General features: G+C 65.1%; 24 protein-coding genes. 10 read left to right on the top strand and 14 right to left on the bottom strand.

From position 1 onward, the window contains the following. Nucleotides 1–5 precede the first annotated feature (5 nt). From CHB96_RS16175 to CHB96_RS16160, 4 genes are read right to left on the bottom strand one after another with little or no spacing between them, the layout of a single operon-like run. The gene (locus CHB96_RS16175; protein WP_089247995.1) at nucleotides 6–1,121 is read right to left on the bottom strand and encodes an acyl-CoA dehydrogenase family protein; all 1,116 of its coding nucleotides are present in this window, start codon (nucleotides 1,119–1,121) and stop codon (nucleotides 6–8) included. Beyond that, entirely contained in the window at nucleotides 1,118–2,110 is a 993-nt protein-coding gene (locus CHB96_RS16170; RefSeq protein WP_089247993.1) for an acyl-CoA dehydrogenase family protein, read from the bottom strand. Before CHB96_RS16170 ends, CHB96_RS16175 begins: the two co-directional genes overlap by 4 nt. Beyond that, a complete protein-coding gene (locus tag CHB96_RS16165) occupies nucleotides 2,107–3,246 on the bottom strand; it encodes an acyl-CoA dehydrogenase family protein (RefSeq protein ID WP_089248319.1) in 1,140 nt (379 codons plus the stop codon). Before CHB96_RS16165 ends, CHB96_RS16170 begins: the two co-directional genes overlap by 4 nt. Before the next feature lie 9 nt (nucleotides 3,247–3,255). Continuing rightward, a complete protein-coding gene (locus CHB96_RS16160) occupies nucleotides 3,256–4,128 on the bottom strand; it encodes an enoyl-CoA hydratase (protein ID WP_089247991.1) in 873 nt (290 codons plus the stop codon). A gap of 45 nt (nucleotides 4,129–4,173) precedes the next feature. Here CHB96_RS16160 and CHB96_RS16155 point away from each other — a divergent pair, with 45 nt between their 5' ends. Both CHB96_RS16155 and CHB96_RS16150 read left to right on the top strand, forming a co-directional pair. Continuing rightward, nucleotides 4,174–5,361, top strand: coding sequence for an acyl-CoA dehydrogenase family protein (locus tag CHB96_RS16155; RefSeq protein WP_089247989.1), 1,188 nt, complete (start codon nucleotides 4,174–4,176; stop codon nucleotides 5,359–5,361). After that, entirely contained in the window at nucleotides 5,358–6,164 is an 807-nt protein-coding gene (locus CHB96_RS16150; protein WP_371829023.1) for an SDR family oxidoreductase, read from the top strand. The genes CHB96_RS16155 and CHB96_RS16150 overlap by 4 nt, the downstream gene beginning before the upstream one ends. 4 nt (nucleotides 6,165–6,168) lie before the next feature. Here CHB96_RS16150 and CHB96_RS16145 read toward each other — a convergent pair whose 3' ends face one another. Then, nucleotides 6,169–7,077: an SDR family oxidoreductase gene (locus tag CHB96_RS16145; protein ID WP_089247987.1), complete on the bottom strand. Its 909-nt coding sequence runs from the start codon at nucleotides 7,075–7,077 to the stop codon at nucleotides 6,169–6,171. After that, the gene (locus CHB96_RS16140; protein ID WP_089248315.1) at nucleotides 7,074–7,871 is read right to left on the bottom strand and encodes an SDR family oxidoreductase; all 798 of its coding nucleotides are present in this window, start codon (nucleotides 7,869–7,871) and stop codon (nucleotides 7,074–7,076) included. Before CHB96_RS16140 ends, CHB96_RS16145 begins: the two co-directional genes overlap by 4 nt. A gap of 101 nt (nucleotides 7,872–7,972) precedes the next feature. On the opposite strand from CHB96_RS16140, the gene CHB96_RS16135 reads away from it, so the two are divergent. Genes CHB96_RS16135 through CHB96_RS16120 form a run of 4 tightly spaced genes read left to right on the top strand, consistent with a single transcriptional unit; the run spans nucleotide 7,973 to nucleotide 11,458 of the window. Next, nucleotides 7,973–8,743: an enoyl-CoA hydratase family protein gene (locus CHB96_RS16135; protein ID WP_176444323.1), complete on the top strand. Its 771-nt coding sequence runs from the start codon at nucleotides 7,973–7,975 to the stop codon at nucleotides 8,741–8,743. Continuing rightward, nucleotides 8,740–9,609 (top strand): CoA transferase subunit A, encoded by an 870-nt coding sequence (locus tag CHB96_RS16130; protein ID WP_281254424.1) that lies wholly within the window; start codon nucleotides 8,740–8,742, stop codon nucleotides 9,607–9,609. The genes CHB96_RS16135 and CHB96_RS16130 overlap by 4 nt, the downstream gene beginning before the upstream one ends. After that, nucleotides 9,606–10,364 carry a CoA-transferase subunit beta gene (locus CHB96_RS16125; RefSeq protein ID WP_089247985.1) on the top strand — a complete coding sequence of 253 codons (759 nt, stop codon included), beginning with the start codon at nucleotides 9,606–9,608 and terminating at the stop codon, nucleotides 10,362–10,364. The genes CHB96_RS16130 and CHB96_RS16125 overlap by 4 nt, the downstream gene beginning before the upstream one ends. Continuing rightward, nucleotides 10,361–11,458 carry an NAD(P)H-dependent flavin oxidoreductase gene (locus CHB96_RS16120; RefSeq protein ID WP_089247983.1) on the top strand — a complete coding sequence of 366 codons (1,098 nt, stop codon included), beginning with the start codon at nucleotides 10,361–10,363 and terminating at the stop codon, nucleotides 11,456–11,458. Before CHB96_RS16125 ends, CHB96_RS16120 begins: the two co-directional genes overlap by 4 nt. Here the strand turns inward: CHB96_RS16120 and CHB96_RS16115 are convergent. Continuing rightward, nucleotides 11,433–12,584: an acetyl-CoA C-acetyltransferase gene (locus CHB96_RS16115; protein WP_089247981.1), complete on the bottom strand. Its 1,152-nt coding sequence runs from the start codon at nucleotides 12,582–12,584 to the stop codon at nucleotides 11,433–11,435. The genes CHB96_RS16120 and CHB96_RS16115 overlap by 26 nt on opposite strands. A 151-nt stretch (nucleotides 12,585–12,735) precedes the next feature. Here CHB96_RS16115 and CHB96_RS16110 point away from each other — a divergent pair, with 151 nt between their 5' ends. Then, nucleotides 12,736–13,503, top strand: a complete 768-nt coding sequence (locus CHB96_RS16110) for an acyl-[acyl-carrier-protein] thioesterase (RefSeq protein ID WP_245865767.1) — start codon at nucleotides 12,736–12,738, stop codon at nucleotides 13,501–13,503. 25 nt (nucleotides 13,504–13,528) lie between these two features. Here the strand turns inward: CHB96_RS16110 and CHB96_RS16105 are convergent, their stop codons facing one another. Next, entirely contained in the window at nucleotides 13,529–14,512 is a 984-nt protein-coding gene (locus CHB96_RS16105; RefSeq protein WP_089248307.1) for a LacI family DNA-binding transcriptional regulator, read from the bottom strand. Between the two features lie 214 nt (nucleotides 14,513–14,726). Here CHB96_RS16105 and CHB96_RS16100 point away from each other — a divergent pair, with 214 nt between their 5' ends. Continuing rightward, nucleotides 14,727–15,650 carry a sugar phosphate isomerase/epimerase family protein gene (locus CHB96_RS16100; RefSeq protein ID WP_089247979.1) on the top strand — a complete coding sequence of 308 codons (924 nt, stop codon included), beginning with the start codon at nucleotides 14,727–14,729 and terminating at the stop codon, nucleotides 15,648–15,650. A gap of 33 nt (nucleotides 15,651–15,683) precedes the next feature. Further along, nucleotides 15,684–16,709 (top strand): Gfo/Idh/MocA family protein, encoded by a 1,026-nt coding sequence (locus tag CHB96_RS16095; protein ID WP_089247977.1) that lies wholly within the window; start codon nucleotides 15,684–15,686, stop codon nucleotides 16,707–16,709. A gap of 72 nt (nucleotides 16,710–16,781) precedes the next feature. Here CHB96_RS16095 and CHB96_RS16090 read toward each other — a convergent pair whose 3' ends face one another. The 5 genes from CHB96_RS16090 to CHB96_RS16070 form a co-directional block, all read right to left on the bottom strand. Further along, complete coding sequence (locus CHB96_RS16090; protein ID WP_089247976.1) at nucleotides 16,782–17,078, bottom strand: DUF503 domain-containing protein; 297 nt, start codon at nucleotides 17,076–17,078, stop codon at nucleotides 16,782–16,784. 64 nt (nucleotides 17,079–17,142) lie between these two features. Next, nucleotides 17,143–17,967: an SDR family oxidoreductase gene (locus CHB96_RS16085; protein WP_089248305.1), complete on the bottom strand. Its 825-nt coding sequence runs from the start codon at nucleotides 17,965–17,967 to the stop codon at nucleotides 17,143–17,145. A 99-nt stretch (nucleotides 17,968–18,066) separates the two neighbouring features. Next, nucleotides 18,067–19,257 carry an acetyl-CoA C-acetyltransferase gene (locus tag CHB96_RS16080; protein WP_089247974.1) on the bottom strand — a complete coding sequence of 397 codons (1,191 nt, stop codon included), beginning with the start codon at nucleotides 19,255–19,257 and terminating at the stop codon, nucleotides 18,067–18,069. A 158-nt stretch (nucleotides 19,258–19,415) separates the two neighbouring features. Then, nucleotides 19,416–21,716: a thiamine pyrophosphate-binding protein gene (locus CHB96_RS16075; protein ID WP_089247972.1), complete on the bottom strand. Its 2,301-nt coding sequence runs from the start codon at nucleotides 21,714–21,716 to the stop codon at nucleotides 19,416–19,418. A gap of 77 nt (nucleotides 21,717–21,793) precedes the next feature. Further along, complete coding sequence (locus CHB96_RS16070; RefSeq protein WP_089247970.1) at nucleotides 21,794–22,636, bottom strand: DUF8686 domain-containing protein; 843 nt, start codon at nucleotides 22,634–22,636, stop codon at nucleotides 21,794–21,796. Between the two features lie 240 nt (nucleotides 22,637–22,876). Between CHB96_RS16070 and CHB96_RS16065 the strand changes: the two genes are divergently transcribed. After that, a complete protein-coding gene (locus tag CHB96_RS16065; protein ID WP_176444322.1) occupies nucleotides 22,877–23,602 on the top strand; it encodes a hypothetical protein in 726 nt (241 codons plus the stop codon). Here CHB96_RS16065 and CHB96_RS16060 read toward each other — a convergent pair. Beyond that, entirely contained in the window at nucleotides 23,586–24,701 is a 1,116-nt protein-coding gene (locus tag CHB96_RS16060) for a GGDEF domain-containing protein (RefSeq protein WP_245865763.1), read from the bottom strand. The genes CHB96_RS16065 and CHB96_RS16060 overlap by 17 nt on opposite strands. Nucleotides 24,702–24,808 lie beyond the last annotated feature (107 nt).

Here is a 24,808-nt window from a genome sequence, read left to right as displayed (position 1 = left end):
GAGCGTTAGCTTGGGGGCAGACCTCCGACGAGTCCGGCGGACTCCGCGAGGCTCGCTACGTGTTCGCGGGGAGAACCGAACAGATACGCGCTCGAATGTGCACGCTTGAAATACAACTGCATGTCGTGCTCCCACGTGATGGCCATCCCGCCGTGCAGCTGCACGCACTCTGCGGCGACCGCGGTGAACGCGTCGGAGCACCATACTTTCGCGATCGACGCTTCAGCGACGCCGTCGCCGGACCTCGCGACAGCCTCGGCGGCGGAAAACGCTGCCGCTCTGGCCGATCGAACCAACACGTGCAGGTCTGCCATGCGATGTGCGAGCGCCTGAAAGCTCGCCAATGGCCGGCCGAATTGTGAGCGCGACAGGGTGTAGTCGACGGTGAGGTCGAGACATCGCGCCGCTGCACCGACCTGTTCGGCAGCGAGCAGGACCGTCGCCCACGTCGTCGCTCGCTGCAGCGCTGTACTCGGATCGTCACACGCGACGTGCCTGGCGGATGCCGCCTCGAACGTGACGACGTAGAGCGGACGCGTCGGATCCATGGTTCCGCCGTCGGTCACCGCGACACCGGGCGCGTGCGCACCAAGCTCGAACAGTGCGACGCCGGCATCCGTGGTCGCCGCCACGACGAACGTGTCCGCCGCCGCAGCGTCGAGAACGTAATGAGAGGACCCGGTCAGCGACCAACCGTCGCCCTCCTGGGCACGCACGCCGACGGAACCTCCGACCCAACTGCCACGGTCGTCGGCGATACAGACCGACACGATGGTCGTGCCGTCGGCGATCGCGGGCAGCAGACGCGCCTGCGCATCGGCATCGGTGGTCGCTGCGACGAGAGTGGCTGCGAGACCGGATGATCCGAGCAGGGGAGACGGAACGAGCATCCTCCCCATCTCTTCGGCGACGACCGCCGCGTCCGTCAGTGAGCCGGCCGAACCCCCGTGATCCTCGGTGATCGTCAGCCCGCCCACCCCGATCTGCTCACACAGGTACGTCCACAGGCTGCGGTCGTATCGGTCCGGCGACTCCATCGCGGCACGAACGTCCGACTTCTTGGTCAACACTGCGCGCATCGACTCCGCGAGCATCACCTGATCCTCCGTCAGCACGTTCACAGTGCCTCCAGGACGATCCTGCGATGCTGCGCTCCGGTTCCCCACGCGGACCGCAGAGCCTGCACCTTCGCGATCCACAGCGACACATCGTATTCACGCGTGTACCCGATGGCGCCGTGGATCTGCAGCGCCGTTCGGCTCGCCCGATATGCGGCGTCCCCGCATGCGACCTTGGCGGCGGACACATCGCGTCGGGCATCAGGAGAGTCGGCAGCAAGCGACAGCGCGGCACCCCAGAGCAGTGGCCGAGCCATCTCCAGCCCGATCGACACGTCGGCCAATGCGTGCTTGACAGCCTGGAACGTGCCGATCGATCGACCGAATTGGCGTCGGGATCGGGCGTACTCGGCCGTGGTGTCGAGTAGAGCGCGACCGGCGCCGAGCAGTTGGGCGGCGCACGCCAGCGACGCGTATGTGGACACCACGTCGACGACAGGGCGCGTGTCGCCCGCGGACACCGGATCGACGGCGACGAGGTCTCCCAATCGGCGCGACGGATCCACCGAATCATGCACGAAGACAACCGATCCGGTCGACACGGAGTAGTCGTCGACCAGCAGAAGGAGATCGGCGACCTCGGGATCGGGAGCGCGAGGGACGACCGACCCGACCGTCGCCGACGCGACCGCGTCACCCGTTGCGAGGCCGGTGAGCCAGGTGTCCCGTCGCGCTCGGTCCGTCGGATCGAGATTCGACAACAGCACAGGCACTGCGACGAGCGATTCGACGACAGGCCCCGGCACCGCCCAGCGACCGAGTCGCTCCAATGCGACCACCACGTCGAGAGGCTCGGCGCCGATCCCGTCGTGCTCTGCATCGATCGTCAGCCCGGTGACACCGAGGTCGGCCAAGGACCGAAACAGCGCGCGAACCGGGCCGATGTCTCCTGCAGCAAGGGAACGGCTGATACGTGGAACGTCGGCGGCGCCCAGCATCGCATCGATACTCGCAGCGAAATCGAGACGGTGAGTGTCCAGAGCGAATCTCATCGGTCCGCCTTCGGCAGGCCCAACAGTCGTTCGGCGATGACTCCTCGCTGAATCTCGTTGGTACCCGCGTAGATCGGACCCGCGAGTGCGAAGAGGTAGCCGTCGGACCAGGGGCTACGGCGTGCTGCGTCGGCGCCGAGGATGTCGAGTGCGGTCTCGTGCAACGAAATGTCGAGCTCGGACCAGAACACCTTGGTGAGCGACGATTCCGCGCCGAGGCTCCCGCCTTCGGTCAGTCTGGTGACCGTCCCGAACGTGTGCAGTCGGTAGGCCTGAGCTCCGATCCAGGCATCGACGACGCGATCGGCCAGTGCGGTGTCGGAGTGGTCTGCCGTGTCCCCGAACAAGCGCACGAGCCTGTCGGCGGCCGCGACGAAACGACCGGGGCTACGTAGGGACATGCCTCGTTCGTTGCTCGACGTGCTCAGCGCAACTCTCCAGCCGTCGCCGATTCCGCCGATGACGTCGTTGTCGGGGACGAAGACGTCGTCGAGAAAGATCTCCGCGAAACCCGGCTCGCCGTCGAGTTGCGGGATCGGCCGCACGGTGACACCGTCGGCAGACAGCGAGAACATGAAGTACGTCAGCCCGCGGTGCCGCTCGGCAGACGGATCCGAACGAAACAGTCCGAATGCGCGATCAGCAAAAGCGGCCCGCGAGCTCCACGTCTTCTGGCCTCGCAATAGCCAGCCCCCGTCGACTTGTCGTGCTGTAGAACGGATCCCGGCCAGATCGCTGCCCGCCTCCGGCTCCGACCACGCCTGCGCCCAGATGTCGTCGGCGACGGCCATACGCGGCAGGATGCGCTGGAGCTGCTCGTCGGTTCCGTGTTCGAACAACGTCGGCGCAAGCAGGAAGATGCCGTTCTGGCTCACCCGTCCCGGAGCTCCCGCGGCGTAGTACTCCTCCTCGAACACCACCCAGTCGAGTAACGACGCGTCACGACCGCCGAACTCCCGAGGCCAGCTGACGGCCGAATACCGCTGCCGGGCAAGGACTTTCTCCCACTCCCGATGAGCGCCGAATCCCTCTGCGGTATCCATCGATGGCAACGGCTTGTCGGGTACGGCGTCGCGGAGAAACTCACGCGCTTCGGTGCGGAAAGCGACCGTGGCGGAATCGAAATCGAGATCCATGGGCAGCACTCACGTCCTTTCGCCGGCCGATGCCGACGTCTTCATCGAGCGAGCATCCATGCCCGAAAGCGAGTCGGTGCTCACCTCGGCGTTGTGAGAATGGGCGAAATGGTGCAGGCCGAACACCGAATCCATGCCGGATCTCATTCCCATGAGGTCCTCGCACTGATTGACGGCCTTCTTCGTCAGGGCGAGGCCGAAACCGGGCATCGTCGCGATCTGTTCGGCGAGGTCGAGTGCAGTGCCGTGGAGGTCGGCCCGCGGTACGACCCGGTTGACCATGCCCCAGTCGAGTGCCTGCTGGGCTGTGAATCGCTCGCCGGTGAACAGAACTTCCTTGGCGCGGCGTGGACCGAGAACCCACGGATGCGCGAAGTACTCGACCCCCGGGATGCCCATTCTCACGACGGGATCGGAGAAGAACGCGTCGTCGCTCGCGACGATGATGTCGCATACCCACGACAACATGAGCCCGCCCGCGATGCATGCACCCTGAACCGCGGCGATGGTGGGCTTCGGAATCTCGCGCCACCGACGGCACATTCCGAGATAGACCTCCATCTCGCGTGCGAAACGCTGATCTCCGCCGGTCTTGCGCACGTGATCCCACCACAGGACGGCTCTGTTCTCGTACTGGGCGTCCACATCACGTCCGGGTGTGCCGATGTCGTGACCGGCCGAGAAGTGGGTTCCGTTGCCGGCCAGAACGATCACCTTCACATCGTCGTCCTCGACGGCTGTCGTGAACGCGCGGTCCAAGGCGTACGTCATCGCCGAGTTCTGCGCGTTGCGGTACTCGGGTCGATTCATCGACACGACGGCCACGTGGCCGCGCGTCTCGTAGGTGACTACCTGGCTTTCGCTATCGCTGTTCGCGGTCATGTCGACTCCTAGCTGAGCAAGGGCTTGGTTTGTTAACGTACCCGAATGGGCAACGTCGAGGGAAGAGTCGGAGCATTCGATGCCGACACCGAGGACGAGTTCCGCATGCGAGTCCGGGACTGGCTGCAGGAGAATCTGTCCGGAGACTTCGCTGCGGTGAAGGGTCTCGGCGGGCCCGGACGCGAGCACGAAGCGTTCGAGGACAGGCTCGTGTGGGAGCGCCATCTGGCGCGGGCCGGATGGACATGCCTCGGTTGGCCCGTCGAATTCGGTGGACAGGACGCGACCCTCGAGCAGCAAGTGATCTTCCACGAGGAATACGCCCGAGCCGACGCGCCCGCACGTGTCGCGCACATCGGCGAACAACTGCTCGGGCCCACCCTCATCGCATTCGGGACCGATGCGCAGCGAGCTCGATTCCTACCCGCCATCACGGCGGTCGACGAACTGTGGTGCCAGGGATATTCGGAGCCGGGGGCGGGATCCGATCTGGCGGCTGTGTCGACATCGGCGACGCTGGTCGACGACGCGTGGGTCGTCCACGGCCAGAAGATCTGGACTTCACTCGCCCATGTCGCGGACTGGGCGTTCGTGCTCGCCAGAACGGAGAAAGGATCTCGGCGTCATGCCGGACTGTCCTACCTCCTCGTGCCGATGAACCAGGACGGCATCACCGTTCGCCCGATCAGACAACTCACCGGGACGTCGGAGTTCAACGAGGTCTTCTTCGACGGCGCGAGAACCGATGCGAGTCTCGTCGTCGGGGGACCCGGCCGTGGCTGGTCGGTCGCGATGGCCACCCTGGGCTTCGAGCGCGGCGTGTCCACCCTCGGACAGCAGGTCGGCTTCGCTCGCGAACTGAGCAGCATCGTCGAGATCGCCCGACACAACGGCACTGCCGACGATCCCGTGGTACGGGAGAAATTGATCCGCGCGTGGATCGGGCTGAAGGTCATGCGTGCGTACGCGCTCGCGACGCTGGGTGGGTCCGGATCCGAAGGAGAGGACTCGGTGTCGAAATTGTTGTGGGCCACGTGGCACAGGGGCCTGGGGGAGCTGGCGATGGACGTCGTCGGCGCTCCCGCGCTCATGGCACCGAGAGGCGAACTCGATCGGTTGCAACGGCTCTACCTTTTCACTCGAGCGGACACCATCTACGGCGGATCCAACGAGATTCAGCGAAACATCATCGCCGAGCGAGTGCTCGGACTCCCACGAGAGGCGCGACGTTGACCACACGATCGACAGGCCCGTTGTCCGTGCCACCCCACGAAACGCCGGGTCACGGACTGCTGGACGGCCGCGGCGTCGTCGTGACAGCGGCGGCGGGCACCGGAATCGGAAGCGCGACAGCGCGTCGCGCATTGCTCGAAGGAGCCGACGTCGTGATCTCCGATGTCCACGAGCGTCGGCTGGAAGCCACACGTGAAGAACTGGCTGCACTGGGCCTGGGAGCCGTACACGCGATCGTCTGCGACGTGACCGACACCGGTCAGGTCGACGCCTTGATCACCGAGGCAGCCCGGCAACTGGGCAGGATCGACGTCGTCGTCAACAACGCTGGCCTCGGCGGGGAGACGCCGGTGGTGGAGATGACCGACGAGCAGTGGGCGGTGGTCCTCGACGTGACGTTGAACGGCACATTTCGGTGCACCCGGGCCGCGTTGAACTACTTCCGCGATGCGCCGCACGGAGGCGTCGTCGTCAACAACGCAAGTGTGCTCGGCTGGCGAGCCCAGTACGGTCAGGCTCACTACGCGGCAGCGAAAGCCGGAGTGATGGCGCTGACGCGGTGCAGTGCGCTCGAAGCGGCCGAGTACGGCGTGCGCATCAATGCCGTCGCGCCGAGCATCGCCGCACATGCATTTCTCGCCAAGGTCACCTCGGAGGAATTGCTCGACCGGCTGGCATCGGACGAAGCCTACGGACGGGCCGCGGAACCGTGGGAGGTCGCGAGCACGATCGCTTTTCTTGCCAGCGACTACTCGACGTACCTGACGGGTGAGGTCGTGTCCGTCTCCAGTCAGAGGGCGTGAGAGGTCAGCGCGCGCCGTATACGGGCACCGGTGGTTCGGCAGCCGTGAGGATGTCCCGGACCGCCGCCCCGACCGCTGTGGGGTCCCACCGCATGCCGTTGTCGATCGAGGGACCGTGCCGCCAGCCTTCCGCGACTCGAATCAGCCCGCCTTCGACCTCGAACACGCGTCCGGTCACCGCCTTCGACTCCGTACTGCCGAGCCAGACGACGAGAGGCGACACGTTCTCCGGCGCCATCGCGTCGAAACCCTCTGCTGGAGAAGCCATGTCGTCGGCAAACGCATTCTCGGTCATGCGAGTGCGCGCCGCAGGCGCGATGGCGTTGACCGTCACGCCGTACCGTGCGAATTCGCTGGCGGCCACGAGCGTCAACCCGGCGATTCCTGCCTTGGCCGCCGCATAGTTGCCTTGGCCGACGCTACCCTGCAGCCCCGCTCCTGAGCTGGTGTTCACGATGCGCGCATCGACCGCTCGACCCGCCTTGAACTCCGATCGCCAGTACGCAGCAGCATGCCGCAGCGGTGCGAAGTGGCCCTTCAGGTGCACGCGAATCACCGCATCCCATTCCGCTTCGTCGAGATTGGCGAGCATCCGATCGCGAAGAAAACCTGCATTGTTGACGAGGACGTCGAGGGATCCGAACGAATCGACGGCAGTGGCGATCAGTGTTTGCGCCCCCGTCCAGTCGGCGACGTCGGACGTGTCCGCCACGGCTTCACCTCCGAGACAGCGGATTTCGTCGACCACGTCCTGGGCCGGCCCCTCCGTCGCCGAAGACCCGTCGATGGCGACTCCGAAGTCGTTGACGACGACACGTGCGCCTTCTGCTGCGAACGCGAGTGCATGGGCGCGTCCGATGCCGCGCCCAGCCCCGGTGACGACGACAACCCGTCCCTCGCACAACCCCGTCATGAAGGCCCTCCTTCGAGTCCCTGATCCGTGCCCGCGAGCGCCGCCGTCAGGAACGCCGGCCGCTCACCGCCCCCGTGTACTGCGAGCATCGCGCCGGTGACGTACGAGGCGGCCGGGGACGCGAGGAAGACTGCGCACTCGCCGACGTCGTCGGGCGTCGCGAGCCTGCCCAGCGGGACGGTCCGCGCGACCGCGTCCATGCCGTCGGCGTCACCGTAGTGCACCGCGCTTCGTTCGGTGGCCACCATGCCGACCGTCACCCCGTTGACTCTCACCTTCGGCGCCCACTCGACCGCCAAGGATCCGGTGAGGCTGTCGAGGCCTGCCTTCGCTGCACCGTACGACGCGGTACCCGGTGACGGCCTGCGGGCACTGACGCTGCTGATCATGACGATGGACCCTCCCGAATCCTGTTTCTGCATCACCTGATTCGCGGCCCGTGCGACCGACAGCGGAGCGAGCAGGTTGAGTTCGATGATGGCTCGGTGAAAATTGTCGCTCGCGTCCGCAGCCAAGGCGTACGGCGCGCCACCGGCATTGTTGACGACCGTGTCGAGGCTGCCGTGTCGCTCGACAACCGTGGTCACGAGCTGCAGCACCTCGTCCTCCCGTCGGACGTCGCAGCGATGGAATTCCGCGTGTGCGACGCCGTCCACGACCGGAACGTCGGGCTCTCGACGCGCACACACGACGACGACGTGGCCTGCGCGTAGGAATGCGCGTGCAATTCCGGCCCCTATCCCGCGTACTCCACCCGTGACCAGCACGACCTTGCGGTTCACTCTGCCTCCCATCGGAGCGACGAGGAAATCGACGAACTTCACGAGTCCGGCGGCTTGTCTGTGTTAACTTACCAAGCACATGCTTGCTTTGTTGCGAAAGTCGAGGATCGATCGTGGCAATCGTTTCCACCGAGCCCGAACCAGGGATAGTCACCGTCACCATCGACTGTCCACCGGTCAACGCCCTGCCCGTGAAGGGCTGGTTCGACCTTGCCGCACACCTACGCGCGGCAGGCGAGAACCCCGCGACTCGAGTGGTCGTCCTACGTGCGGAGAACCGCGGCTTCTGCGCAGGCGTGGATATCAAGGAGATCGAAAACTATTCGGGCTACGACCATCTCATCGGGGCGAACAAAGGGTGCGCAGCTGCGTTCTCGGCTGTCTACGACTGCGAGGTCCCGGTCATCGCCGCCGTTCACGGCTTCTGTCTGGGTGGCGGAATCGGACTCGTCGGAAATGCGGACGTCGTCGTCGCCTCGGACGACGCGACGTTCGGCGTTCCCGAAGTCGACCGAGGTGCCCTGGGAGCGGCTACCCATCTCTCCCGACTGGTCCCGCAGCATCTGATGCGCACGCTGTACTACACCGCCCGGCGGATCGACGCGACGACGTTGCAGCACTTCGGATCCGTCTACGACGTCGTCCCGCGAGCCGAGCTGGACGAGGCAGCCCTCCGCGTCGCTCGCGACATCGCAGCGAAGGACACGCGCGTCATCCGGGCTGCCAAGGAAGCCCTCAACGGCATCGACATACAGCCGGTACACCGGAGCTATCGCTTCGAACAGGGATTCACGTTCGAGTTGAATCTGTCCGGTGCGGCCGACGACGCTCGTCGAACATCGCTGGAAAACAACTTTCGAACGCGAGGGAGCCAGGAATCGTGACCCAGGCAGTGAAGCGAGACAAGACGAGCACTCTCGAGAAGATCGTGGGCGAACTGAGCGACGGCATGACCATCGGGTTCGGAGGCTGGGGTTCGCGCCGCAAGCCCATGGCGGCGGTCCGGGCGATTCTTCGGTCGAACCTGCGCGACCTCACTGTCGTCTCCTACGGCGGGCCGGACGTCGGATTGCTGTGCGCCGCACAGAAAGTACGACGCGTCGTCTTCGGTTTCGTGTCGCTGGATTCGGTCCCGTACGACCCGTGGTTCGCGAAAGCCCGGACGTCGGGGGACATCGAGGTGCGTGAGATCGACGAGGGGATGCTGGGTGCCGGGCTGCGAGCTGCGGCGTCGCGGCTTCCGTTTCTTCCCATTCGAGCGGGCTTGGGGTCGGACGTCATGACCTACTATCCCGAACTGCGCACGGTGCTGTCGCCTTATCCAGCGCCGGACGGGCAGCGCGGTGAGGAGCTGGTAGCCATGCCCGCGCTGAACCTCGACGCCGCATTCGTGCACTTGAACATTGCCGACGCCCGAGGAAACGGCGCCTACCTGGGCCCGGACCCGTATTTCGACGACCTGTATCTGCTTGCGGCACAACGCCGTTACCTGACGTGTGAACGATTGGTCACCACCGAGGAGCTGGTCGACTCGGTCCCACCGCAGGCGCTGTTGACCAACCGGATGATGGTCGACGCTGTCGTCGAAGCACCAGGCGGGGCGCGTTTCACGTCGTGCGTGCCGGACTACGACCGGGACGAGAAGTTTCAGAAGGAGTACGTGAGCGCGGCACTGGACGAGAACTCGTGGCCTGATTTCTACGACAGATACCTGTCGGGCACGGAGCTCGCGCAGGACGGCGCACGATGACTGCGGTGACCGCGACGGCGACGAGAGCCGAGACATGCATCGCCGCGTGCGCCGACCTGTTTCTCGGTTCGGGGGAGATCCTCGCCAGCCCGATGGCTCCGATACCGAGCTTGGGAGCGCGACTCGCGCGGTTGACCACCGAGCCCGATCTTCTGTTGTCGGACGGCGAGGCATACCTGCTGGCCGACACGCCTGCACTCGGCGACAGCGGAGCGATCGAAGGATGGATTCCGTACCGCGCGGTGTTCGACGTCGTCGCCAGCGGCCGACGTCACGTGGTCATGGGCGCGAACCAGATCGACCGCTACGGAAACCAGAACATCTCGTGCCTCGGCGATCATGCTCGGCCGACGCGTCAGATGTTCGGTGTCCGCGGCGGGCCGGGCAACACGATCAACCACCGAACCAGCTACTGGGTGCCGCGACATTCCTCCCGGGTGTTCGTCGACGCCGTCGACATGGTGTCGGGAGTGGGGTACGACAAGTTGAGGGACGATCCGGCCGCACGCTTCGTCGACGTACACCGCGTCGTCAGCAACCTGGGTGTCTTCGACTTCGACGGACCCGGCAGGTCGATGCGACTGCGGTCGGTGCACCCAGGTGTGACGGTCGACGACGTCCGTGCTGCCACATCGTTCGATCTGCCGGTCGCAGGCCATACCGAGACTCGCGTGCCGACGGAATCCGAACTCGAGTTGATCCGGGACGTGCTCGATCCGCGCGGCATTCGTGAGAAGGAGGTTCCGTCGTCGTGACGACGTTGTCCACGCCACTGACCGAGCTCGTCGGGATTCGCCATCCGATCGTGCAGACGGGAATGGGATGGGTGGCAGGCCCCCGCCTCGTTGCGGCGACCGCGAATGCCGGTGGACTGGGGATCCTGGCATCGGCGACGATGACCTACGACGAATTGGTTGTCGCAATCGCGAAGACCAAGAGTGCAACGACGCGACCGTTCGGTGTGAACCTTCGAGCGGACGCAGGGGATGCCCGGGAGCGAGTCGATCTGTTGATCCGCGAGAAGGTTCGCGTGGCGTCGTTCGCGCTGGCACCGAGACCGGAGTTGATCGAAGCGCTCAAACTGGCTGGGACAGTGGTCATTCCGTCGGTCGGCGCGGCGAAACATGCGCGTAAGGTTGCGCAGTGGGGAGCTGATGCCGTCGTCGTGCAAGGGGGAGAAGGGGGCGGACACACCGGGCCGGTCGCGACGACGCTGTTGTTGCCGTCGGTGCTCGATGCCGTCGACATACCCGTCGTCGCTGCCGGAGGATTCTTCGACGGCAGGGGATTGGCCGCCGCATTGTCCTATGGCGCAGCAGGAGTCGCGATGGGCACACGATTTCTGTTGACGCAGGAATCCACCGTTCCCGACGCCGTGAAGCAGAAGTACCTCGCGTCCGGGCTCGACGGAACGGTCGTGTCCACACGGGTCGATGGGATGCCACACCGGGTGCTCAGGACGCCACTTGTCGAGTCACTCGAATCGAGTTCGCGTGCAGTAGGTTTCGCACACGCGGCACGGAATGCTGCGCAGTTCAAGAAGATGACCGGCATGACGTGGCGCTCGATGCTTCGAGACGGAATCCGCATGCGGCACGGTCGCGAGCTGAGTTGGGCGCAGGTGCTCATGGCCGCCAATACTCCGATGCTGCTCAAATCCGGTCTGGTGGAGGGTGATACGAACGCCGGCGTACTGGCGTCGGGACAGGTGGTCGGTGTGCTCGACGACCTGCCGAGCGTGCAGACGTTGATCGAGACCATCGTCGCCGACGCCGTGACCACGATCGAGCGGCTCGGTACCGTGCTGGATCGATCGGAGTCCGTCAGCCCAGCCGTTCGACGACGGTGACGTTCGCTGTGCCACCGCCTTCGCACACGGTCTGCAGCCCGTAGCGTCCGCCGCTGCGTTCGAGCTCGCACAGCAGAGTCGCGAACAGCTTCGCACCGGTCGCACCGAGTGGGTGGCCCAGCGCAATGGCACCGCCGTTGACGTTGACGCGCGCGGGGTCTGCGCCGATCTCCCTGATCCATGCCAGCACCACCGGCGCGAACGCCTCGTTGATCTCGACCACGTCGATGTCGTCGATCGACAGACCCGTGCGCTTCAGCGCATGCTTCGTGGCCGGAATCGGAGCGCTGAGCATCATGATCGGATCGCTACCCCGCGCGCTGATGTGATGCAGGCGCGCTCGGGGGATCAGGCTATGCTCGCGGACCGCGGCCTCGGAGGCCAGCAGCGTCGCGCTGGCGCCGTCGGAAATCTGGCTCGCCAGCGCCGCGGTCAGACGGCCGCCGTCGACGAGTGTGGGAAGTGCCGCCATCTTTTCCAGTGTTGTGGCTCTGGGGCCTTCGTCGATCGTGGTGCCGTCGACGGCCACAAGCTCTCGATCGAAACGTCCGGTGGCCATGGCGTGACGTGCACGCCCGTGGCTGGCCAGCGCGAACAGCTCCATCTCCTCGCGGGTGACGTTCCATCTGTCGGCGATCATCTCGGCGCCACGGAACTGGGAGACTTCCTGTTTGCCGTACCGGTGGACCCACCCCGCCGACCCGTCGAACGGCGTGTCGAAGCCGTAGTCGCGACCGGCTGCCATCGCTGCCGCGATCGGTATCGCGGACATGTTCTGTACACCGCCTGCGACGACAAGATCCGCAGTGCCGCTCATGATCGCCTGCGCCGCGAAATGGATTGCCTGCTGGCTCGATCCGCACTGGCGATCGACGGTGACTCCCGGGACTTCCTCGGGGTACCCCGCAGCCAACCAGGACGTTCGGGCGATGTTTCCGGCCTGCGGGCCGATGGCATCGACGCACCCGAACACGACGTCGTCTACATCGACTGGATCGATCGGAGTTCGGTCGAGCAGTGCGCGAAGTACGCGCGCCCCCAAGTCGGCCGGATGTAGCGCCGACAGAGCTCCGCCTCGCTTCCCGACGGGGGTCCGCACGGCGTCGACGACGTATGCCTCGGGCATCGTTCTCCTCGCAATCGCTGGTCGGTGCGATCGTAACAACCAAGCAATTGTTCGGCAGCGGATTCGGCGCCGATGGTTTGTTAGCCTGTCACCCACCACGACTCGAGGAGCCAAGACCATCGCCCAGTCAGCCGATTACATCGCGTCCAGGTTGCCCCTGCCGGAACGGGCGCATGGAACGCCCGCGTTCGAGAGGACATGGACCGTTCGCCTCGGCGACACCGACGTCGGCGATCGGCTGAGGCTCGACGCGGTCGCGCGGTACCTACAGGACATCGCGTTCGATCAACTCGATGCGTCCGACGACGGCCACCTCCACGGCGCCTGGATCGTGCGACGCACGGTGATCGACGTCCTTCGGCCGATCGTCTTCCGCGAGAACGTCACTCTGCAACGATGGTCGTCGGCGTTGTCGAACCGCTGGTGCAACATGCGGGTTCGGATCGAGGGTGACCGCGGCGGACTGATCGAGACCGAGGCCTTCCTCATCCACATCGATCCCACGACCGGCCGTCCCAGCCGGATGACCGATCGATTCATGGCCCCGATGCTCGAGCACACCACCGAACACCGACTCCGTTGGAAAGCTCACTTGCATCCGTTCGACGACGCAGCCGAGACCCGTTCGACAGCGTTCGCGACCCGATCGACCGACTTCGATCGACTGGGCCACGTCAACAACGCGATCTACTGGCAACCCGTCGAGGACGCGCTCGCAGAAGACCCGGCGTTCGTCGCGAAGCCGCACCGGGCCATCGTCGAACACGTCGGCGCCGTGTTGCAGGGCGACGACGTTCGAGTGCGGTCGCACCGCGACGGAGACACCCTCCACCTGCAGATCGACACTGCCACAGCATCATCGGCCCTCGTTCGCGTCGAATCCCTCGTGAGCGAGATGTCCAGCGGGCAGGGAGCGTAGCCAGGGAGCCCCAGCACAGTGTCGCTTACGACGGCCTTGCCGGGCCGGTAGTCCCTCGTACGATCAACTCCGGCTCGATGACACTGTCGCCGACCTCGGCATCCGCGTCGTCGAGGCGAGTGACGGTGAACTCCAGAGCTTTTCGAGCGAGTTCGGCGCTGTCCTGACGGACCGTCGTGAGATCGATACGCGACAGACTCGACAGCGGGGCGTCGTCGTACCCCACGATGGAGATGTCGCCGGGAATGGACACGCCTGCTTTGGTCAGAACGTCCATGATTCCGAGTGCGCTGCGGTCGTTGCCGGCCATGATGGCCGTCGGCAGCGACGAATCCTCGAGAATGTACGACGCGGCCGCGGCGCCCGCGGATTCGTCGTGCGCTCCCGCCACGACGCGTACGTGGTCGCCGAGACCGTGGGCCCGCATCGACTCGATGTATGCGTTCCGACGGTCGATCGACACCGAGTGCTCTCCGCCGTCGACGTGCACGATCTCGCGGTGACCCAGGGCAACCAGATGGTCGACGGACTGCCGGATGCCCTTCCCGTCCGCTGAGCGGACGGTGCCCACCTCGGCGTCGGATACTTTGCGACCCACGATCGTGAGAGCGGCACGAGAACCGACCGACCTGAGGTAGTCCGAGTCGGACATCGGGTTGAACAGAATCAGCCCCTCGCAACGATGGCTGAGCAACGCCTCGATTGCTTTGCGCTCGTCACGCGTCGGCCCACTGGCCGACAGAAGCACGTCGTAGCCGGCTTCCTCGGCTGCGTCGTAGACCGTGCCGATCATCTCGGCCTGAAAAGTCTGCTTGACGTCGGTCAGGACTCCGAGTGTGCGACTTCTGCCTCGCGCAAGCAGTTGAGCTGCTCGGTCCGGTTGATAGTTCAATTCGTCGGCGGCGCGCAGAACCCTCTGACGTGTTTCGTCCGAGGCTCCTGGCTTGTCGCTGAAGATCAGCGACACGAGCGTCCGCGACACCCCGGCACGCTCTGCGACCTCGGCCATCGTCGTGCGTCGGCGAGGCGAGAGCTCGGATGTATCGATGGACTTCTGCACGTGGCCTCCTGTCGTACGTGACCGCCCAAGACGTCTCGACAGATTGTCTTGACAATCACACATCGAGTCACAATAGTATGCGACTGAAGCGCGTCAGTAACGCGCGTCAGATTCTCACTTCACTCGGGCTTCACCGCAACCCGAGCTCGTCGAAAGGACAACCATGAGCGTGATCCGCGTTGGATCTGCACCGGATTCGTGGGGCGTGTGGTTCCCGGAGGATCCACAGCAGACGCCGTACACCCGATTCCTCGACGAGGTCTCGGCTTCGGGGTACGAATGGATCGAACTCGGTCCATTCGGTTACCTGCCCACCGATCCCAAGCAGCTCTCCGACGAGCTCGCGGCTCACAGCTTGAAGCTCTCCGCAGGCACGGTCTTCGAGCACCTGCATCAGGACGACTCCTGGGATGCCGTCTGGTCGCAGATCGAGGACGTCGCCAAGCTGACCGCAGCCGTGGGTGGCAAGCACGTCGTCGTCATTCCCGAGATGTGGCGCGACCCCGGCACCGGTGCAGTCCTCGAGGACCGCAACCTCACCGCAGATCAGTGGCGCAAGAAGACCGAGGGCATGAACGAGCTCGGCAAGCGGATGTTCGAGCAGTACGGCGTCAAGGCGCAGTACCACCCGCACGCCGACAGTCATGTCGATACCGAGGAGAACGTCTACCGGTTCCTCGATGGCACGTCGAGCGAATTCGTGAACCTGTGTCTCGACACCGGCCACATCAGCTACTGCGGTGGCGACAACATCGCGATCATCGAGCGTGCCCCCGAGCGCATCGGTTACCTGCACCTCAAGCAGGTCAACGTCGAGGTTCGCGCGAAGGTCGAAGCCGAGGACCTGCCGTTCGGCGAGGCGTGCAAGCTGGGCGCGATGACCGAGCCTCCGCTCGGCATCCCGGACATGCCCCCGCTGCTCGGCACCATCGAGCGCCTCGCGGACGAGGGCAAACTGACCGCGGACATCTTCGCGATCGTCGAGCAGGACATGTACCCCTGCGCCCCGGAGGTTCCACTGCCGATCGCTCAGCGTACGCAGAAGTACCTCAGCTCCTGCGGCATCCCGTCCGTCACCTTCAAGTAGCGCGCAGCCGCACTCTCCAGGAAAGAGATTTACATGTCGAACGAACTCCGCATCGCCGTCCTCGGCGTCGGAATGATGGGCGCCGACCACGTCGCCCGCATCACGAACAAGATCGCCGGTGCTCGCGTTGCCGTCGTGAACGACTTCTTCGCCGAGAAGGCCGAAGAACTCGCTGCGACGATCCCCGGGTGTCGCGCCATCGCCGACCCCTTCGACGCGATCGCCGACCCCGAGGTCGACGCGGTCCTGCTCGCTACCCCGGGGCCCACTCACGAGAAGCAGCTCCTTGCGTGCCTCGAGCACGGCAAGCCGGTTCTGTGCGAGAAGCCGCTGACCACCGAGGTCGAGACCTCGCTCGCCGTCGTGAAAGCCGAAGCGGCACTGGGTAAGACACTCATCCAGGTCGGGTTCATGCGTCGCTTCGACAACGAGTACGCCGAGCTCAAGTCGCTCATCGACTCCGGTGACATCGGTCGCCCGCTCGTCGTGCACTGCGCACACCGCAATCCGACGGTTCCGCCGAACTTCGACAGCGCGATGATCGTCAAGGACTCGCTCGTCCACGAGGTCGACGTGACTCGCTTCCTGCTCGACGAGGAAATCACGTCGGTGCAGATCATCAAGCCGTCGGCGAACGCGAGCGCGCCCGAGGGACTCCAGGATCCGCAGATCGCACTGTTCGCGACCGAGTCCGGCCGCCACGTCGACGCCGAGGTCTTCGTCACCACCGGTGTCGCCTACGAGGTGCGCACCGAGGTCGTTGCCGAACTCGGTAGCGCGATGATCGGACTCGACGTCGGTCTGGTCCGCAAGAGCAAGCCCGGCACGTGGGGCGGCACCATCACCCCGTCGTTCAAGGAACGCTTCGGCCAGGCGTACGACACGGAGATCCAGCGGTGGGTCAACGCGGTCCAGGCAGGCGCCGAGACCGGAAACTACATCGACGGACCCGGTGCATGGGACGGCTACGCCGCAGCAGCGGTGTGCGCCGCGGGTGTGAAGTCACTCGAGACCGGCGAGCGCGTCGCAGTCGAGATGGTGGCGCGTTCGTCCATCTGACATCGACGACGCTCCACCCGATGCCGGCCGTCACGCACGTGTGACGGCCGGCATCGGTGTCGGCAAGTGGTGTCAGATGTCGTCGGCCCTGATGATGCGGCGACGCGCACCGATGAGTTGCACCTCGGGTCGAGCCGATCCCTGGCGTTCGATCCGGTCCAGTACCTCGGACACGTGCGCGGAATCCGCCGCCACGACCGACGCTCCGATACCCGCGCGTCGGTGGAGGTCGAGGTGATCGACTTCGGCTACCGACACCGAGAACTTGCGTTGCAACTCGGCGACGACAGGGCGAACGAGCGAGCGTTTCTCCTTCAAGGAGTGCACATCGCCCAGCAGGAAGTCGAGTTCGATCCATCCGATCCACATCGGACGCAAGCCTAGAGTCCGGGCCCCGTGTCGCACAATGCGCCGCGGGGCCCGGACGCGTCTGTCAGCCCTGAGCTTCGATCGAAACAGGTTGCCACTCTTCCCAAGTCGCGAGCCGGCTTGCGTAATCCGCCTTGGCAATCGCGAGAGGCGCCTCACCGAAGAACACTCGTAGCGGGGGCTTCTCCGCGTCGACGACCTTCAGTAGTGCGCGGGCGGACGCCGCGGGATCGCCGGGCTTCGACGTTCGTTGCGCGCGTGCGGCATCGGCCGCCGCGTGAGCATCCGCGTATGCGGGCAGTTCCGTGGCACGCTTCGACGACGGTCCACTCCAATCCGTCGAGAATCCTCCGGGTTCGATCAGCGTCACGTGAATGCCGAACGACGCGACCTCCTGCGCGAGCGACTGCGAGAACCCCTCCAACGCCCACTTCGACGCGTGATAGAGCCCGACGTTCTGGAAGGCGCTGATACCGCCGATGGACGACACCTGGAGAATGTGTCCGCTACCCTGTTCCCGAAGGAACGGCAACGCCGCCTGGGTGACCCACAATGCGCCGAACACGTTGGTGTCCAACTGATCCCGCGCCTGCTGTTCGCTGACCTCCTCGACGAATCCGAAGAGGCCGTATCCGGCGTTGTTGACGACGACGTCGAGCCTGCCGAAGTGGTCGTGGGCCTGTTTCACTGCCGCGAAGTCGGCAGCCCGATCGGTGACGTCCAGTGCGATCGGGAGCACGGCGTCGCCGTACTTCTCGGTGAGGTCGGTGAGAGTGGAGATGTCCCTGGCCGTCGCGGCAACCTTGTCACCCCGATCGAGAGCTGCAATCGCCCACTCTCGCCCGAATCCTCGGGACGTACCTGTGATGAACCAGACCTTCTCTGCCATGAAAGGAGCCTTTCGTCGATGCACGCGTACTCCGTGTGCAACGCGAACGAGTGGCGCGACCATTCCGGTTCGCGCCACTCGTTCATTGCTGCTCGAGGCTTACTGCTTCGGCACGCGGACGATCAGTGCGTCGCCCTGTCCGCCGCCGCCGCACAGTGCGGCTGCGCCGACGCCTCCGCCGCGACGCTTCAGTTCGAGCGCGAGGTGCAGTGCGATGCGCGCTCCGGACATGCCGAGCGGGTGACCGATCGCGATCGCGCCGCCGTTGACGTTGACCTTCGACTCGTCGATTCCGAGTTCGCGGGTCGAGGCGATGCCGACCGCGGCGAAGGCTTCGTTGATCTCGATCAGGTCCAGATCCTTCGGATCGATCCCTTCCTTCGCGCACGCCTTGACGATCGCGCGGGCAGGCTGGGACTGCAACGACGAATCCGGGCCTGCGACGACGCCGTGCGCGCCGATCTCGGCGATCCACTCGAGTCCCAGCGACTCGGCCTTGGCCTTGCTCATCACGATCACGGCCGCAGCGCCGTCGTTGATGGTCGAGGCGTTGCCCGCAGTGATGGTGCCGGTCTTGCTGAACGCCGGACGCAGCTTCGCGAGCGTCTCGGTCGTCGTATCGGCGCGGATGCCCTCGTCCTGGGAGAAGACGATCGGATCGCCCTTGCGCTGCGGGATCGACACCGGCACGACCTCGTCGTCGAACACGCCGTTCTTCCACGCCGTCGCCGCGCGCTGGTGGGAGGCCGCAGCGAACGCGTCCTGCTCCTCGCGGGTGGACGCGGTCGCGCCTTCGTTGCGGGATTCGGTGAGTCCGCCCATAGCCTGATCGGTGAAGATGTCGTACAAGCCGTCGTAGGCGAGGTGGTCCTTCATCGTGACGTCGCCGTACTTGAAACCGGCGCGGCTCTTCTCGAGCATGTGCGGAGCCTGCGTCATCGACTCCTGACCGCCGGCGACGACGACCTCGAATTCACCGGCGCGGATCAGCTGGTCGGCGAGCGCGATGGCGTCGACGCCGGACAGGCATACCTTGTTGATCGTCAATGCGGGCACGTCCATCGGAATACCCGCCGCGACGGCGGCCTGGCGTGCGGGGATCTGGCCTGCACCGGCGGTGAGTACCTGGCCCATGATGACGTACTCGACCGCCTCCGGCGCGACACCTGCCTTGTCGAGCGCACCCTTGATGGCAATTCCGCCGAGATCGGATCCCGACAGGTCCTTGAGCGACCCGGACAGTCGACCGACCGGAGTGCGAGCACCGGCAACGATGACAGATGTAGTCACGAAATTCCTCCAGCGAAGATGGATGTCCAACTATGTCTACTGGGTCTCAGTGTGGCACTGGATGCCACCGACGGGTAGGGCAGTACCGACTTCGCTCCGATTCTGCTCATGCCGCGGTCGACCGATCGCGATACGTCCACTCAGTGGACGCACACGAGTCATTCGACGAGATTCAACGCCGCTCGCACGATGCCGTCGGTATCGATGCCGTGGTAGCGATAGACCTCCTCGAGCGAACCCACCTGCCCGAATCCCGTCACACCGAGTGACGCACCACCGACCCCGTCGAGCCCGGCCAGGAATGCAAGCGTGTGCGGGTGCCCGTCGAGGACGGTGACGATCGGGGCGCGTCGGGACGCCGGAAAAACCTGATCGAGTATCCACGTGGGCGCGTCGGCCAATCCGCGTCGCGCCTGCACCGCCTCGAACAGCAAGCCCGGACTCGTGACGCAGACGACCCTCGCCTTCGTACCCATGTCGGCGAGACGGTCGGCGGCGGCGAGGGTCTCGGTCATCATTGCGCCCATCCCAACCAGAACGACGTCGGGCCTGGACTCGGCTCGCAGCACGTATGCGCCCGCGACCACATGCTGTCGCCGACGTTCCCTTGCTGCCGCATCAGCGGGAACTGCCGCGAGTGTCTGATCCACCGGACGCGTCGACAATCGAAGGTACGACGACGTACCGTCCGGGCGACCCAGACGTGAGATGCTCGCGAACAGAGTCCATTCGGTGTCGATCGCGAACGCGGGTTCGTAACTGATGCACCCGGGTTGCTCGAGGCCGATGGACGGCGTCGTGATCGACTGGTGTGCACCACCTTCGGCTGCGAGCGTGACGCCCGACGGTGTCCCGACGAGAATCGACTGCCCGCCCGCGTAGATGCCGTACGACCACGGCTCCAACGCTCTCTCCACGAACGGGTCGTACAGCACACCGATGGGGAACAGCGGTTGACCCCACCGGCTCCACGTCGCGCCGAGCTCACCGATCAGGCCGACGAGATTGGTCTCGGCGATACCCAGTTCCATGTGCCGGCCCGTCGGCCTCTCTCGCCAATGCATGATGGTTTCGGCGTCGTCGTCGAACCAATCGCGACGTTCGGTGGGCGACCAGACGCCCACTTTGTTGAGCCATCCGGCCAGGTTGGTCGTCGATGTGACGTCGGGACTGACGGTCACGACTCGCTGTGCGACGTCGGGAGCCTCCCTCGTCAGATCGAGCAGCGCCCGACCCAACGCGGCCTGAGTGGTCGACGTGCCCGACGGAGTTCTGCCCATGTCGTCGGGAACGGGCGGCGGGGGAGTCCGACGTATCTCTTCCCTCGCCAGCGCACCTGCTCGCGCCGCGCACAGAGCCGCCGCCTCGCTCCCGTCGTCGAACTTTCGCCATGGTCGTGCCGGATCGGTGCCGAGATCACGTGCCAGAGCGTCGTACTGGTCGACGGTCAACAACGACGAATGGTTCTGCGGATGTCCCTCCGTCGGGAGCGCATGGCCTTTGATCGTGTACGCGATGACGACGGTCGGGCGAGTGTCGTCGATCTGCGCATACGCGTGCCGGAGCGCGTCGATGTCGTGGCCACCGAGATTGCGAATGGCGCGAAGGAGTGTGGCGTCGTCGAGATCGACGATCGCCTTCTCGATGTCGGCGGCATCGGTACCCGCCCCGGGGAGGCGTAGCCGAACCTGCTCGGCGGTGCAGCGCAACAGCCGCTGATACTCGGGGTTCGGCATGTCCAGGATTCGCCGACGCAGTGCGTCGCCTCCGGGTTGCGCGAACAGCGACTCGAGCAAAGCGCCGAACTTGACGACGACGACCTGCCAGCCGGCAGCGTCGAACATGCGGCTCAACCGGTCGGCGGCGATGTTCGGCACGACTCGATCGAGCGACTGACGGTTGAGGTCGACGATCCAGACGATCTCGCCCAGCTCGGCGACCGAAGTGTCCATGACCGCTTCCCAGATCGCGCCTTCGTCCAGTTCCGCGTCTCCGACGAGCGAGTACTGCCTCCCGCTGCCGGTATCGCCGAATGCGGTGTCGACGTAGCGTCGGGCGATGGCGCCCCAGATGGGTGCGGTGGCGCCGATTCCGACCGAACCGGTCGAATAGTCCACGGCGTCAGGATCCTTGATCCTGCTCGGGTAGGACTGGAGGCCACCGAACTGCCTCAATGTGGTGAGGTAGGCCTCGTCGAGACCGTCGAGCAGATAGTTGATCGCGTGCAGGACAGGGGACGCGTGCGGTTTGACCGACACACGGTCACCGGGCCTGAGCTGCTCGAACCAAAGCGTCGTCATGATGGTGACGATCGACGCGCACGACGCCTGATGCCCACCGACTTTCATGCCGGTGGGATTCGGACGAATGCGGTTGGCATGGTGGATCATCGATGTCGACAACCACAGGACACGCCGTTCGATCTCGGCCAGAATGTCGCCGTTCGGTGACGCAGTCATACACCCTCCCAGACGGTGGAGCAGCTTCCCGTGCTCCACAGTAGGCAACCGTGCGGCGAAACGAGTGCGTTGCTCTTTCAGGGGGCTTGACGCCACCACGTGAGCACGTACAGCGCCATCGCGGTTGCCAAGCCTGCGACCACCCACACTACGAGCGCGTAGTCCACCCACGAACCGATCGGAGGGCTCCCCGGAAACAGGTTGCGCAGAGGGAGGACCGCGAAGAGCATCACGGCGAACCAGGTGACCATCGGAGGCTGGAACTTCCTGCGGGACCGCAGGGTCTGGATGGACACGAACAAGGCGCACACCGGCAGAACGAGAAGCACGCCGCACAGAGCGAGCGCGAAGATCCACGAGGCTCCTGTCCGCTCGGCCGTGATACCAAGGGATTGTGCCGTCGCATCGACGCTCGACGAGATCGTCCACCCCGTCAGCGAATCGGTGACCGCGACGGTGGAGGGGACCGGAGAGGAACCGTCCACGACTCTCACCGTGACGTCCGTCGACTCGTGCACGTCGAACGGCCAGCGCGTGATGTCTCCGTCCGCGTAGAGCGATATCGGCTGAGCGGACGGCCTCGTTCCACGGTCGAATTCGAGACGCCCACCGGCAGCCAAGGGCGAGACATCCACGACGAGGTCGTCGCTCAGAAAGCCGCTGTCATCGACCAATTCGGTCCCCGGATAGACCGACACTCGGGCGTCGATCGAGAAATTCTCACCGTCGACTGCCACAACGTCGAGATACACGAGAGCACCCGAGTCGTCCGGCGCGCGGTCGTCGGGTGCGTCGCCCCTGTCTCCCGCGGCATAGCCGAACAGAACGACCACGTACACCGCGACGAACGCACCGACGAGAGCGGCTGCACGCCAGGGCTTTCGCCGGGAGACTGGGGTATCCGTGTCTTGCGCGCCCATGAGGTGGCCCTTTCCTGGTCGGACCTGACGAGGGTGTCGCGACACGAACACCGATGTGGCGGAAGTCTATCGCCGGGCCGCATGCGGCAGTGCCGGTGTGGCCCAGAAACTCCGCCTACGTTGTGCACCGAGCGTCCGACACAGAGAATCGAGCACGGCGCCTGTTTCTTTCGACGAGCGCCGACATCTCACACGTTTCCTATCCGGTCCGTTCGGATCGGCCCCCTCGAAAGGTCTGCCATGAGTTTCTCGACTGTCGACACAGCACCAGCCCGACCACGACGGTACGTCGGACGAGCTGAAGTGCACGACGACATCACCGGCCTCACACTCGTACGCACCACACCGTACGACGACCCCGACCTGTGGTTCGAGTACCTTCGCGGAGCACACATCTCGTATGCGAAGCACGGCGTCGAGGTGGCAGTCGACCAGGACGCGGACCGTATCGCGTCGGAAACTGCGCTGTTCTTCGTGTCGATCGATCGGACCGGCGATGTCGTCGGCGGTGTTCGTGGCCAAGGTGCTTACCGCAGCGCTCAGCAGTCGCACGCGCTGACCGAGTGGGCTGGAAACCCCGGCCGGGAACAGGTTCGCGACATGATCGACGCGAGAATCGGAGACGGCGTCGTCGAGATGAAGACAGCGTGGGTGGGCTCCGACACCGCCGACGGGGGAGCCGTGGCAGGAGCGCTCGCGCGCGTTGCAGTGCCGACGATGGATGCGATGAACGTTCGGTGGATCATGGCGACGGCTGCAGAACACGTATTGCGACGATGGGAGTCATCGGGCGGACGCGTCGCCGAACACGTACCGTTCGCTGCCTATCCCGACGCCCGATACCGCACCCGGATCATGTGGTGGGACCGGCGAACGGTCCAGCTCGACGCGCAGCCCGTCGTCCTGTCCCGCATGTACCGTGACGCACGGGCGCTGCGGAACTCCGCCGCTATGCTCGCCGCGTGATGGCGGTGGGGGGATCGGCAGACGGTGCGAGTCGCGCGCCACGCACCGAGTCCACCCCCCACGGCAGCTGGAGGACCCCGGCGTCGCGGGCGCGGTCACGTCCGGCGGATTTTGCTTCGTACAGCGCACTGTCCGCCGCACGGACCACGTGATCGAGAACAGCATCGATGTCTCGATCGGTCCTGTTCGGTCGTGGCCGAATCGGCTGCCTGCCGGGGAGAGACTGGTGTAGGTCGACGGTGACCGTACCGACGCTGACGGTGACGGTGCAGTTCGACCTGACCCAGTGGAGCACTCCGTCTGCTAGAACCGTGCCGGGCATTTTCGGTGCCAGGACGAGAAACTCTTCTCCGCCGATGCGCGACACGATCGCGTTCGGCGCACCGACGTCGTCGACAGCATGATTCAGCGCCTCGGCGACAGCGGTGAGGGCTCGGTCGCCTGCGGCATGTCCGTCGGTGTCGTTGACAGTTTTGAACAAGTCGATGTCGACCACCAAGGCAGAAATCTGAACTCGTTGTTTGGCAGCGGTGTCCAACAACTTCTCGGCAAGCGTGAGCAACCCACGACGATTTGCCAGGCCGGTCAAGGGGTCTGTACTGGCCAGCACCTGCAGCTGTTCGTTGATCGTGTGCAGGGCGCGCCGAAGACCGGAGATGAGTGCGACCGGAACCAAGACTGCAGTGGCGGCTGCACCTATTGCCACGAAGGTGACTGCCCAGCCGGACGAGCCCATGCCGACGATCGACAAGGCACTCGCCATCGAGACCGATACCCCGGTGAGAAATGTCGTCACCCTGGGCGGTGACCCCGATGCTGCGATCGCAGGCACGATGGCCAACATCCCTGTCACAGCGCGCATCCCGGCTGGGTCGGCGATCAGGTAGGCACTCACCGCGACGCCGGCCATTCCACCGAAACCCAGAACGGTGAACTGCTGCTCGGTCAGCCGTCCGACTCTCACTGCGAACAGCACGGTTACGGCGGTGAACAGCAGTACACAGATCAGAAGCGGAAAAGCGTTCGGTCGTAGAAACGTCGGAGAGATCAACGCAATGATCAGAAGTGGAACCGCCCCGGAAGCGCTCAATATCACCATCGCGGTGCGCGTGTCGAAACGCGAACGCCGCGACCCCGCCAACGAAGGCGGACGCATCCGGGCAAACACATTCATCGTCGAAAGGCCTCGTATCGGAAAGGGGATGG

Source organism: Rhodococcoides kyotonense (assembly GCF_900188125.1).
Taxonomy (GTDB): domain Bacteria; phylum Actinomycetota; class Actinomycetes; order Mycobacteriales; family Mycobacteriaceae; genus Rhodococcoides; species Rhodococcoides kyotonense.
Note: the sequence above shows the minus strand (reverse complement) of the source record. Positions and strands in the feature narration are given on the sequence as shown.

What these genes read in the sequence shown, in the direction of transcription:
- CHB96_RS16060 (WP_245865763.1), bottom strand. Translation starts at nt 24,701, where the DNA reads ATGGTGATATTGAGCGCTTCCGGGGCGGTTCCACTTCTGATCATTGCG.
- CHB96_RS16140 (WP_089248315.1), bottom strand. Translation starts at nt 7,871, where the DNA reads ATGGGAGGCAGAGTGAACCGCAAGGTCGTGCTGGTCACGGGTGGAGTA.
- CHB96_RS16115 (WP_089247981.1), bottom strand. Translation starts at nt 12,584, where the DNA reads ATGCCCGAGGCATACGTCGTCGACGCCGTGCGGACCCCCGTCGGGAAG.
- CHB96_RS16105 (WP_089248307.1), bottom strand. Translation starts at nt 14,512, where the DNA reads ATGGCCGAGGTCGCAGAGCGTGCCGGGGTGTCGCGGACGCTCGTGTCG.
- CHB96_RS16065 (WP_176444322.1), top strand. Translation starts at nt 22,877, where the DNA reads ATGAGTTTCTCGACTGTCGACACAGCACCAGCCCGACCACGACGGTAC.
- CHB96_RS16155 (WP_089247989.1), top strand. Translation starts at nt 4,174, where the DNA reads ATGGGCAACGTCGAGGGAAGAGTCGGAGCATTCGATGCCGACACCGAG.
- CHB96_RS16165 (WP_089248319.1), bottom strand. Translation starts at nt 3,246, where the DNA reads ATGGATCTCGATTTCGATTCCGCCACGGTCGCTTTCCGCACCGAAGCG.
- CHB96_RS16125 (WP_089247985.1), top strand. Translation starts at nt 9,606, where the DNA reads ATGACTGCGGTGACCGCGACGGCGACGAGAGCCGAGACATGCATCGCC.
- CHB96_RS16100 (WP_089247979.1), top strand. Translation starts at nt 14,727, where the DNA reads ATGAGCGTGATCCGCGTTGGATCTGCACCGGATTCGTGGGGCGTGTGG.
- CHB96_RS16085 (WP_089248305.1), bottom strand. Translation starts at nt 17,967, where the DNA reads ATGGCAGAGAAGGTCTGGTTCATCACAGGTACGTCCCGAGGATTCGGG.
- CHB96_RS16095 (WP_089247977.1), top strand. Translation starts at nt 15,684, where the DNA reads ATGTCGAACGAACTCCGCATCGCCGTCCTCGGCGTCGGAATGATGGGC.
- CHB96_RS16075 (WP_089247972.1), bottom strand. Translation starts at nt 21,716, where the DNA reads ATGACTGCGTCACCGAACGGCGACATTCTGGCCGAGATCGAACGGCGT.
- CHB96_RS16160 (WP_089247991.1), bottom strand. Translation starts at nt 4,128, where the DNA reads ATGACCGCGAACAGCGATAGCGAAAGCCAGGTAGTCACCTACGAGACG.
- CHB96_RS16070 (WP_089247970.1), bottom strand. Translation starts at nt 22,636, where the DNA reads ATGGGCGCGCAAGACACGGATACCCCAGTCTCCCGGCGAAAGCCCTGG.
- CHB96_RS16170 (WP_089247993.1), bottom strand. Translation starts at nt 2,110, where the DNA reads ATGAGATTCGCTCTGGACACTCACCGTCTCGATTTCGCTGCGAGTATC.
- CHB96_RS16145 (WP_089247987.1), bottom strand. Translation starts at nt 7,077, where the DNA reads ATGACGGGGTTGTGCGAGGGACGGGTTGTCGTCGTCACCGGGGCTGGG.
- CHB96_RS16090 (WP_089247976.1), bottom strand. Translation starts at nt 17,078, where the DNA reads ATGTGGATCGGATGGATCGAACTCGACTTCCTGCTGGGCGATGTGCAC.